This is a genomic window from Hymenobacter edaphi (assembly GCF_003258365.1).
GTDB classification, from domain to species: domain Bacteria; phylum Bacteroidota; class Bacteroidia; order Cytophagales; family Hymenobacteraceae; genus Solirubrum; species Solirubrum edaphi.
In genome coordinates, this window is sequence record NZ_QHKM01000021.1 from 1 (window position 1) to 9189 (window position 9189).

Here is a 9189-nt window from a genome sequence, read left to right on the forward strand (position 1 = left end):
ACCCCACCGGCGTTTATGACATTTCGGTCAAGGAGCTGAGCCGCACCACCGGCAAGAAGTACGACTACCTGTACCTGCGCAAGGCTACCGAAGCCATGGGCGGCCGGATGTTCGAGGTCGAGAACGACCAAGTGTACGAGCAAATTTGGATGTTCCAGCGCGTGCGCTATATCAAGGGCACGGGCAGCATTCAGTTTGAACTAACCAACGCTATCCGCCCCTACCTGTTTGATCTGCGGGACAACTTCACATCGTTCCAGCTGTACGCGGCTTTGCGACTGACTAGTAAATACGCTAAGCGGATCTACTCGCTCTGTTCCCAATGGAAAGACCTGGGCGAAACCAAGCGTTTCGAGCTGGATGATTTCCGCCGGATGCTCTACCTGCTCGATGACAAGGGTAATGAGAAGTTTCGGCAGATTGGCCAGCTTAAGCAGTTCGTCTTGGATGAGGCGGTCAAGCAAATCAACGAGCACACGGATCTGCGTATCGACTACCAGTTAGAGAAACAAGGCCGGGCCTTTAAGAGCATCGTCTTTAAGATCACCCGTCAAACCGTTAGCGTGGTGCTGCCTGAGCTGGCGCCCGTCAAGCAGCTCTCGCTTGAGCTACCTGACCACCGAACCCAGAACGCGGGCCGCATCCTGGATGAGTTGCGCATCGTGGACCCGCAGCTGCGCGCCCGCATTCTTCAGGACGCGGAGCACGTGCGGGCGGTAAATCAATTCGCGCATGACATGAGAACCGACAAGGTCAAGGCGACGCGCAATCCGGCCGGCTTGCTGCTCACCATCCTGGGCATCAACACCAAGGCCGCGAGTAGCTGACACCCTCCTACCCTCCGAATAAACGCTTCCAGAAGCCCGGCTTGGGTGGGGCTGCCTGAGTAATCACCGAGCTATTCTGGGTAACCTCGGGCAGCCGCTTCTGCAACTCGCCCAGCTGCTCGTTTTGGCGCAACAGTAGTTCCTCGATGTGCCCGATACGCTGACTATTCATTTGGTTAGTCAAGGCGTTCAGCACGTCATTCTGCTCTAACAGGCGGCTTTGCAGCTGCTGAATAGTCTGATCGCGTTCCAATAACTGTTGTTGAAGCTGGGCGACTTCTTCTGCCTGGTTGGATACGATAACAGCAGGCAGCTGCTCGGGCTGTGTTGGTGTCTGAGTAGTCGCTTGACTGGTCAGATACTGTTCTTGCAAAAAGGCTTGGCTAATCAGGTAAGCGTTTCCTTTTGGTGTTGCCTCCGTACGGACGTGACTAGTCTTGACGTGTTGCTTGACTAGTCGGCGAATAGTCTGTTCAGACTTGCCATATAGTTGAGCTGCTTGCTTAATGGAGAGGAATTCGATGGGCGCTTCCATGAGTGTGTGACTAGTCAGCGCTTGAATATAAGGCAGTTTTTTGATTAGTCATAAACGCCTACTTGACTAGTCTGTCGATAAGCAGCTAGTTGATAGCTACTTATACGAACCATACTGACTTTGGCCGTATCTTATACTCTTATGCTAATTCAATAACTTTGTTCGGGAACTAGACGAGCTCTCTAAACATCACCTTAACAACATAAAGTCATGTATGCCAAACATATATGACAAATAAAACATTATAATTATGAGATATCATTCTAGAAAATGGATCAACGTTCCTAAAAGCAGAACAGGTTATCTAGGTAGCAAAAAATTAGAACGCCGACAGCAGAAGAGTTGGGCAAACAGGCTGCTTTCTAGCTATGGAGTTGAACTAGTCATAGTCACTCCAGGCTTTATGATTTGGGGTATGGACCTGCACCAGTTTATGGTGGACAACCTAAAGAGGGCAGCTTTCAACAGTGGGAGCCGAACTGTTTATGTACTTAAGGGCTTCACGTACTTTGAGATAGCTCATGAAGTGTACCATGCTAGGCATTGGCACCAAATTGGAGAAGAACATTACTCTTCTCTAACTGATTTAGAAAAAGAAACGTATGTTTATGATGCTTTGATGGAGAAAGCTCATAAGCTTACTGCAGCTGAAATTGCAGATGCAACATCATACATCAACCGGGTGCGTAAGCTGCATGGGCACCCACCACTACCATGAATACAGCCAACTTAGTACTTGAAAGGCTCGATGAAAGGACGCTCATTGCTCTTACAAGGGACATTCTAAGAGACAAGGGCTTAGCTTACGATCACAACAGGGACTTCCATGTCCAGTTCGAATCGTCTCCGGCGGGTCAAATGTGGGTTGTTTCCTTTCAAACTGCCCCCAATCCTTTTGGCTTCGCTAGTGAGACATACTGTGTAGAGCTGAGCATGGATGGAGAGTTCATCGACATACTTACTCCAAGAGGTCGTGCAAGTCACATCACTGGGATGGGTAAAATGAAGAAGCAAAGTTTGCTCGTCTGCTGACCAAACCCAGCTAAACAAGAGAGGCCCAGTCGCGCTATCGCGACTGGGCCTCTCTTGTTTAGCTGGGTTTGGTCAGATAGAAGGGACTGCTTTTTTGATTAGGATAAAATAGGACTTTATGGGTGATAGGGGGGAGGTAGCTGCTTTCCCCCTTATTCCTGGAAAAATTGCTTAACATAATACATGTTATTCAGCGACTCCCGGAATCGCACTGGTTTTATGCCCCACCGCCCCAATGTTTCTGCGTGGCACTTTTCCAGTTTGTCTACCTGCTTTACTCTCCCCTCAAACAGCGAAGACCCGCTGTAAAGCGGGTCTTCTGCATTACTGAGACTATTTATGTACGCTAACGCTCGCGTACTGATTGAGCCAACACTGAGGCAGCAAACTCCTTTGTCTGCGAGTTGTACTTAGTGCTACTCAGCACTCGGGAAGCCAGATCCTCCGTAGCTGCACCTGTTTGATGACCACGATTTACTTGAGACAACGCCGAAGCAGCCAAAGATTTGGCCGTAGCTGACGAGTTCGGATCGCTAAGTGTCTGGGAGGCGCGAGAGGCCACACCTTGTGAAGTGGTTTTCTTATTCATTGTGAGTTGTTTGAAAAAGAATGAGGTAACTACTCTATTCCGTGTGCAGCCAGCAAACGGAGTACAGAGTACATGTTGCGCTTACGGAAGTATGGAAGCAGTACTTCAAACGGAGGCCTGTTACTCCGATAAGGAGTGTTGCTGGGTCCCGTGTAAAGTCCACCACCTGGCCCGGCATAGAGCCCTCCGCCTGGACCAGTATACATACCACCTCCGGGGCCGGTATACATACCGCCTCCAGGACCAGTGTACATACCACCTCCGGGGCCGGTGTACATGCCACCGCCCGGGCCGGTATACATACCGCCTCCAGGACCAGTATACATACCACCACCTGGACCGGTATACATACCGCCTCCAGGACCAGTGTACATACCGCCACCCGGGCCGGTGTACATGCCACCGCCCGGGCCGGTATATCTGTCTCTAGGCCACGTATTCTGAACGGCCATAGTCAACTACGTTAAGTCCTCAATAGGAGCGGTAGGGGCATCGCGCTTAACAGCCTCAATACCGTTCTCCCTAGCCGTGAGGGTTGTGTAATTCTCGCTCCGGCCTATCACCTCACCGTTAGCCGCTTTCAGGTTGAAGGTGTAGTTGCTGAACCCATTTCTGCGCTCGTAGCGCATATCGTAGGGAGCATTTACCCTGACTGCGGCAATGCCATTCAGGCACGACTGCTTTGTGGTGTAGCCTTCGCCGCTGAGGATCTTCTCACCGTTTTTTGACTGCAAATGGTAGTAGTACTGGCCGTTAGCCGTACTCTTGAACACCCGGAATTTGGGATTATTCATGTTTAGTAGAGTTGGTTTACTATACCATGTTGACTCGCGCCTCTTTTTTGCGGCCGGGTGCGAAAAACTTTACTTTGCCAACATGTATAGGTGTGGTCCTATAGCTTAAAAAACTACTGTGGCACAGGAACAGGACGACAAGTATTGGGGGGAGCTATATCAATGCCTCTTCACCTTCACTCACAAACTTTTAAAGAAGAAGCACTGGTTCAGGGGGACTAGTGATGGCTCCTCTATCAAAGGCAAAGAGGTGCACGACTACGTAGACGACGCTCTCGCACTGTACTTCGCTAACCCTGAGAAGCATGACCCGAAAAAGGGCTCGTTAGCAGACTACATAAACTTCAACATCATCCGCACCTTAGTACGCAATGATGCTGTTTCAGCAGAGAACAGGAAGACTTTAGACCTGTTCGTAGATAACCCAGACGAAGAAGAAGCAGGCTCCACTTACTTGGAGTCGATGCTTTCATACACGGAAGCACTAATTGATCAGCAAATGGACTATGATGCAGTCATAGCCTACATAGAACAGCAAGCCCAAGACGACAGCGTGGTCGAGTCCATACTGCTGGGCCTAAACATGGACTTGAAAAGAAGAGAAATAATGAAGGAGTTCAACATAGAAGCAAGAGAATATGACAATGGCAAAAGGAGACTTGAAACCATTTTAAAAAATACTGCTTCAAAATTTCAAATTCAGAACTCCACATCATGACATACAGCAAAAAATACCTAGCCAAAATAATACTATCTAACGTTGATCATACTAGTTGTGATCCAGAAAAATCAAAAGAATATTTAAAAGAGAATAAGATAGACCCTGACAATATTTATAAAGAAGGAATCAAACGAATAAAAAAGCTACAATTACAGGCAGCAGCAGCAAAAAAACGCGCCGAAATGGAATCAACTAAAAGCATAAAACAGAAAGCCATAGACTGGGTAGACTCGCTTATAAATGATGTTAATTTCTCCTTCCCATCATTCGTTAAAAGCAATAACCTAGTTTTACACAACAGAAATATTGATTCATTTAATCAAGAAGATATAAAAAATAGTCTTACACAATATTTTTATTTAAAATTCGTAGATCCCGATAACACAGAACAAGATGAACAACAAGTATAGCAAAGCAGAATTAACAGCAAAAAGAGTCTTGGAGGCTTGTGGAATAGATGATCCTACTGAGCTTCCAATAAGCGATATTATCATGGGAAGAGGCGCCTATTATGAAGAAAAGCCTTTAAATGGCAAAGAAGGAGAAATTGTATCAGTAAATAACAGGTCGATAATCACCATAAACTCAAATATTACATTTGAGCCTAAGAAAAGATTTGCTGCCGCTCATGAGTTAGGACATCACGAGATGCACAAGCACTTAGACAATGTAACCTTTGACACTGAATACGACCTTATAAATTGGTATAAAGCAGGCCCACAAGAGACAGAGGCTAACGAGTTTGCATCTGAATTTTTAATGCCTACTGAGCAATTTTATAAAGAATGCAAAGCAAAAAAATTTGGGCCTCATATCATAGAACATCTATCCGAAAGATTTCAAGTAAGCAAAACAGCAGCTATACTTAAATTTGTAAATCGCGGCAATCACCCTGTATGCATAGTATACTGCAAAGACAACAAAATGAAGTGGTGGAAAGCTTCTCATGATTTCCACCACTATATTGAGTTTTCTTATGATTCCAATCCACCTATCGGCTCAGTAGCATACGAAGTTTTTACAAAAAATAAAACTTATTTTAAGGACGAGAAAAAACAACAAATTTGGAAGTCAGATTGGTTCAGAATGAGACACAACGAAGAAGGTGATCCAATATTTTATGAATATTGCCTTCACGTAAAGAGCTTTAATTACACTATCAGTATTATTTGGGAAGACTAATCTAGTCATATAGGCACACCATTACTTCTTCCTCACGGAAGCGGCTTCTGGATCGTTTGGATAAGGGAAGTACTTGCGGGCTAACTCCGGCCGCTCCTTCGCCAGCGTTTGGCGGTGCTCCACGAAGAAGGTGAACCAGCGCTCTATTTGCGCGTGGCGAGCCTGCAACGTGGCCAGCTCGGTGCGGGTACTGTTCCGGCTCGCGATGGCCCAGGCCAAGCCCGCTACTAACACTAAGACGATCCCGCCAAACACAGCCACTGCTTGCAGGCTGGTGAATCCCACGACGTCGCCGCGCACCGGCACCTGCCGAGGAATGCGTTGCGCACTGCGTTGCAGTTCCGCAGCCGCCGCGGCTAGTTCGGTCTTGCTTTGTGCCGTGGCCTGCTGCACGGCCTGGCTCACGGCTGCTGCTGCCTGTTGGCCGGCCTGACGCAGCGTGTCCGGAGTGGGCATTTCCGACAGTAAACTGGGCGCTAATATCCGGGCCACACTAGCGGGGTCGAAGGTGGGTCGGCTCTTCGCCTCGACGGCCTGCAGGAGCTGCTGCAAGTCGTCGGTACTGACGGGCTTGCCGCGTTGAATAAGGGTGTGAATCCCATCCCGCATTTCGCTGATGGTACTGAACAGATCGGTGGGTTGCATAAGGTCAACAGAGAGAAAAGGAGAGTAATCAGCCGCGGCTAGCGCTCCCAGCCCCCATCCCGGCTGGGGAGCTGCGGACGCGGGGGCAACTGCGGCGCCTGGCGGGCGGCTTCCCGGGCCTGGTCGGCGAACAAGCGAGCCAACGCCTCCGCCGAGTAGCCCTGCGCGGCCTGCTCTGCCACTTGGGTCAACTGCGGCGCCTGCGCCTGGTAGTGGGCAAAAGCTTGCTGCAGGTTGCCGGCGCTGTACTGCTTGGCCACCTCGCTGCCCTTGAAGCGGTACCCATCCTTCTCGAACACTACCCCGTACACCGCCGGCCCCTGCTTTTTCTGGTGGGTGCTCAGCTGCACGGTCACCCCGTGCCGGGTGAGCTTGGCTTGCAGCTCCTCGAAGCTGCCCGCATACGGCGCCGTATGCTTCAGCACGTTGGCCACCTCGTGCCGTGTCCGTTGCCAATCCGCCGTGCGCGTCTGCTTCGGCGTGGTGGCCGCCGCCTGCCGGTGAGTGGGCCCCACTTCCCGCGCCTGCGCCCGCCCCTGCTGTTCGGCTACGGTCAGCCCGAAGTGCTGCTCCAGCCGCTGGCATACCTGTCGGCTATGCTGCCCAATGAAGCTGTCGGCAATCGCCTGCCCGTCGTTGTCGACGCGGTTCACTACCAGGTGCGCGTGCGGGTGCGCTTTGTCGACGTGCTGCACCAACGCCCATTGCGTGTGCTCCAGCTTCATCTCGCGTACGTAAGCCCGGCCGACCTCCTGCAGCAGCGCGCTCAACTGCTCGGGGCTGCGGCCGGCCGCGTCGTCGGCCGGCAACGCCAGCGCCACGTGCAGTACGGCGTTACCCAGCCTCGGGCGCAGCTGCTGCTGAAACTGAAAGTCCTGGGCCATGTGCGCCGCGCTGTCCGTGCGCACGCCGTCGGCATCAAGCACCCGGGCCTGCTTGTCTTCTTGGAAAACGTAGCGGCAGATGCCGGCGAAGCTCTTGCCGATTTTCACTTTACCGATCATGGGGCAGTAGGGAAGAAAGAAGTTGCTGCACCTGGTTGAGCGTTGCCCGGGCCTGGGCCTGCACGTCCTGGCCCACGTGGGCCAGCACCACCAACTGGTTCAGGTTGGTGGCCAGCTTCACCAGCTGCCGGTACTGCTCCCGCTGCTCCACGGTGGGCTGCGCGTGCAGCACCCGCACGCCGTCGAGTGCAGCCCGGATGATGGCTGAGCGGCTGTAACCCGTGACCTGAGACTGCTCGTCGAGGCGCATCAACTGCAGCTGGTTGAGCCGCAGCTGAAGGGTCGCATCGTGCGTGAATAGCGCCTTCGGCCGACCGGGGGCGCGCCTCTTTTTTGGCGGTTCAGCGGAAGAATCAGAGTCAGTCATAGGTCTAAACAGAGCGGATAAGAGGTGGCCCCCGGCAGGGGCAAGAAGAGGGAGGCCAACAGCCGACCGGGGTTTTTGCGAAGCAAAAACACTTCTTGCTTAACGCCTGAACGGATCACAGCCGCGCCACAAGGTAGGAGCTTTTGCCCCACTGCCCCAAATACTACTGACCTAGAGTGCTTGGCCAATAGGCGTATCCACTTACCCGATTGGCGCCCAAGCAACTATTGTCCACTAAGACGAGGCCACAACTGCGCGAACAATTGGAGCTTCGGCTTGCCAAGTCAGGTATAAAGACATCCATACCGAGAACGGCTTCAGGCAGCACGAGTAATCGTCCGGGCTGTGCTCTGCTGGGAGCTTGGGTCATCATAAGCAAACGAGAGTAAAGTGCCGACATTGGTCTCATTTGCCTGGCTATTCGCCTGCTCCGGACAACGCACATATAGCTTCGCTACGGCATGCAAAGTACCGGTCGAAGGTACCCCTTCACCCGGCCCGCTCGATGCGCACAGCCGTGCAATAAGGACACTGTGCGTGTAGCCGTGCGACGGCTTCCGGCAACACGTTGTTGGCAGCCACCCGCCCTTGGCACAGCGCGAAACCCCAGGGCTGCCCCGATCCAGGCAACGTGGCTTGCAAGAAGTCGCGGGCCCGCACTCGCTGAAACTCCTCGTCGCTATACGGATCTACCTGATAAAACTTAACTAGGACGGTTCCCAAGGGGGTATTCGATAAGCGGAAGATGCGGTCAGCCATAGCACAAGATACACGTAGAGGAGCCGAAACTGCCCAAATGGGCCCATCAACAAGGCTTATATAGCATAAACAAGTATTTGATTATCAAGTATATATGCCTTTTAATGCCGCGCCCCGGTGTCGAAGGGCTTCGTGTTTGTGCTGTGTTTTTTGCTGGTGCTGCGCACGGCTCGCCAGATAGTTATCCACACCCTAAAAGCCTTCTCGCGCACGCGAAACACAACTTTGTGAGTATTTGAATTATTTGTTCTATTTGAGAGGCTTGTAACCATATGATTGACAATATTTTATGAGCCTTAAAAACAGTTTTCGTGTGTCAAAAAACAGTTTTCGTGTGTCAAAAAACAGTTTTCGTGTGTCAAAAAACAGTTTTCGTGTGTGAATCATACCTTTTAAAAACAGTTTTCGTGTGCGAATTATCAGTGCATAAACACAGTCTGTTTCTAATTACTGTTTCTTGACGAACTTGCGTCTGTTGCCTTATCCAATCTCTAGATGAAGCCCGTCGAAATTCGTCACCACAATGCCATCACTACTGCCCGGTACGAGTACTCGGAGCTGCAGATGGACCTATTCTTTTACCTGCTCTCGCAACTCCGTAAGGACGACCCCACCGGCGTTTATGACATTTCGGTCAAGGAGCTGAGCCGCACCACCGGCAAGAAGTACGACTACCTGTACCTGCGCAAGGCTACCGAAGCCATGGGCGGCCGGATGTTCGAGGTCGAGAACGA

At 51.2% G+C, this 9189-nt stretch carries 11 protein-coding genes; 6 read left to right on the forward strand and 5 right to left on the reverse strand.

Annotated elements, in window-relative coordinates; genetic code table 11:
• A partial coding sequence (locus DLM85_RS24615) for a replication initiation protein (RefSeq protein ID WP_111480849.1) occupies nt 1-827 on the forward strand: 827 nt, incomplete at its 5' end.
• Nucleotides 828-834: 7 nt separating this feature from the next.
• Here the strand turns inward: DLM85_RS24615 and DLM85_RS24620 are convergent.
• Nucleotides 835-1362 (reverse strand): helix-turn-helix domain-containing protein, encoded by a 528-nt coding sequence (locus tag DLM85_RS24620; RefSeq protein ID WP_111480850.1) that lies wholly within the window; start codon nt 1360-1362, stop codon nt 835-837.
• 415 nt (nt 1363-1777) lie between these two features.
• Between DLM85_RS24620 and DLM85_RS25675 the strand changes: the two genes are divergently transcribed.
• Nucleotides 1778-2080 carry a zincin-like metallopeptidase toxin domain-containing protein gene (locus tag DLM85_RS25675; RefSeq protein WP_165822295.1) on the forward strand — a complete coding sequence of 101 codons (303 nt, stop codon included), beginning with the start codon at nt 1778-1780 and terminating at the stop codon, nt 2078-2080.
• Between the two features lie 1361 nt (nt 2081-3441).
• Here the strand turns inward: DLM85_RS25675 and DLM85_RS24640 are convergent.
• On the reverse strand, nt 3442-3777 hold the full coding sequence (locus DLM85_RS24640; protein WP_111480854.1) for a YegP family protein: 336 nt from the start codon (nt 3775-3777) through the stop codon (nt 3442-3444).
• Between the two features lie 118 nt (nt 3778-3895).
• Between DLM85_RS24640 and DLM85_RS24645 the strand changes: the two genes are divergently transcribed.
• The 3 genes from DLM85_RS24645 to DLM85_RS24650 are packed head-to-tail and all read left to right on the forward strand — an operon-like array spanning nt 3896 to nt 5680.
• On the forward strand, nt 3896-4495 hold the full coding sequence (locus DLM85_RS24645; protein WP_111480855.1) for a hypothetical protein: 600 nt from the start codon (nt 3896-3898) through the stop codon (nt 4493-4495).
• A complete protein-coding gene (locus DLM85_RS25280) occupies nt 4492-4908 on the forward strand; it encodes a hypothetical protein (protein ID WP_133257272.1) in 417 nt (138 codons plus the stop codon). Before DLM85_RS24645 ends, DLM85_RS25280 begins: the two co-directional genes overlap by 4 nt.
• On the forward strand, nt 4892-5680 hold the full coding sequence (locus DLM85_RS24650; protein ID WP_111480856.1) for an ImmA/IrrE family metallo-endopeptidase: 789 nt from the start codon (nt 4892-4894) through the stop codon (nt 5678-5680). The genes DLM85_RS25280 and DLM85_RS24650 overlap by 17 nt, the downstream gene beginning before the upstream one ends.
• A 21-nt stretch (nt 5681-5701) precedes the next feature.
• Here the strand turns inward: DLM85_RS24650 and DLM85_RS24655 are convergent, their stop codons facing one another.
• Genes DLM85_RS24655 through DLM85_RS24665 form a run of 3 tightly spaced genes read right to left on the reverse strand, consistent with a single transcriptional unit; the run spans nt 5702 to nt 7579 of the window.
• On the reverse strand, nt 5702-6325 hold the full coding sequence (locus tag DLM85_RS24655) for a hypothetical protein (RefSeq protein ID WP_111480857.1): 624 nt from the start codon (nt 6323-6325) through the stop codon (nt 5702-5704).
• 38 nt (nt 6326-6363) lie between these two features.
• A complete protein-coding gene (locus DLM85_RS24660; protein WP_111480858.1) occupies nt 6364-7329 on the reverse strand; it encodes a relaxase/mobilization nuclease domain-containing protein in 966 nt (321 codons plus the stop codon).
• Nucleotides 7319-7579: a plasmid mobilization relaxosome protein MobC gene (locus DLM85_RS24665; RefSeq protein WP_165822296.1), complete on the reverse strand. Its 261-nt coding sequence runs from the start codon at nt 7577-7579 to the stop codon at nt 7319-7321. Before DLM85_RS24665 ends, DLM85_RS24660 begins: the two co-directional genes overlap by 11 nt.
• A gap of 1371 nt (nt 7580-8950) precedes the next feature.
• Between DLM85_RS24665 and DLM85_RS24675 the strand changes: the two genes are divergently transcribed.
• Nucleotides 8951-9189, forward strand: a 239-nt coding sequence (locus DLM85_RS24675; protein ID WP_133257273.1) for a replication initiation protein, incomplete at its 3' end; no start/stop codon positions are given.

Bases quoted from the DNA above. Each gene is read 5' to 3' on its own strand.
- DLM85_RS24650 (WP_111480856.1), top strand. From the start codon at position 4,892: ATGAACAACAAGTATAGCAAAGCAGAATTAACAGCAAAAAGAGTCTTG.
- DLM85_RS24620 (WP_111480850.1), bottom strand. From the start codon at position 1,362: ATGGAAGCGCCCATCGAATTCCTCTCCATTAAGCAAGCAGCTCAACTA.
- DLM85_RS24655 (WP_111480857.1), bottom strand. From the start codon at position 6,325: ATGCAACCCACCGATCTGTTCAGTACCATCAGCGAAATGCGGGATGGG.
- DLM85_RS25280 (WP_133257272.1), top strand. From the start codon at position 4,492: ATGACATACAGCAAAAAATACCTAGCCAAAATAATACTATCTAACGTT.
- DLM85_RS24640 (WP_111480854.1), bottom strand. From the start codon at position 3,777: ATGAATAATCCCAAATTCCGGGTGTTCAAGAGTACGGCTAACGGCCAG.
- DLM85_RS24665 (WP_165822296.1), bottom strand. From the start codon at position 7,579: ATGCGCCTCGACGAGCAGTCTCAGGTCACGGGTTACAGCCGCTCAGCC.
- DLM85_RS24660 (WP_111480858.1), bottom strand. From the start codon at position 7,329: ATGATCGGTAAAGTGAAAATCGGCAAGAGCTTCGCCGGCATCTGCCGC.
- DLM85_RS25675 (WP_165822295.1), top strand. From the start codon at position 1,778: ATGGACCTGCACCAGTTTATGGTGGACAACCTAAAGAGGGCAGCTTTC.